The sequence below is a fragment of the Streptomyces sp. NPDC037288 genome (assembly GCF_055603265.1).
Window position 1 is genome coordinate 1 of sequence record NZ_JBVJVY010000039.1, and the last position, 554, is coordinate 554.

The 554-nt window shown below is 69.9% G+C and carries 1 pseudogene; it reads right to left on the bottom strand.

What is annotated here, in order from left to right:
- Positions 1–105: 105 nt before the first annotated feature.
- Positions 106–554, bottom strand: a pseudogene (locus ACZ7GZ_RS32800) (hypothetical protein); the annotation flags it as partial.

Here is a 554-nt window from a genome sequence, read left to right on the forward strand (position 1 = left end):
CCCCCCCCCCCCCCCCCCCCCCCCCCCCCCCCCCCCCCCCCCCCCCCCCCCCCCCCCCCCCCCCCCCCCCCCCCCCCCCCCCCCCCCCCCCCCCGACTCGGGCTTCTACTCGTGATCACCGCCCGACTTCGACGACTTCTCCGAGTGCTTCGGGTACTCGGGCTTCTCCGGGTGCTTCGGGTACTCGGGCTTGACCGGCTTCTCCGGGTACATGGGCTTCACCGGGTGCTGCGGGTACATGGGCTTGACCGGCTTCTCCGGATACATGGGCTTCACCGGGTGCTGCGGGTACATGGGCTTGACCGGCTTCTCCGGATACATGGGCTTGACCGGCACCGCAGGCTTCTGCGGGTAGACGGGCTTGACCGGAACCACCGGCTTCTGCGGATAGACGGGCTTGACCGGAACCGCAGGCTTGACCGGCTTCTGCGGATACACCGGCTTCACCGGAACCACCGGCTTCTCCGGATAGACCGGCTTCACCGGATACGCAGGCTTTTCGGGACTACGCGGATAGGCGGGCTTCACCGGATACACGGGCTTGACCGGCTTCC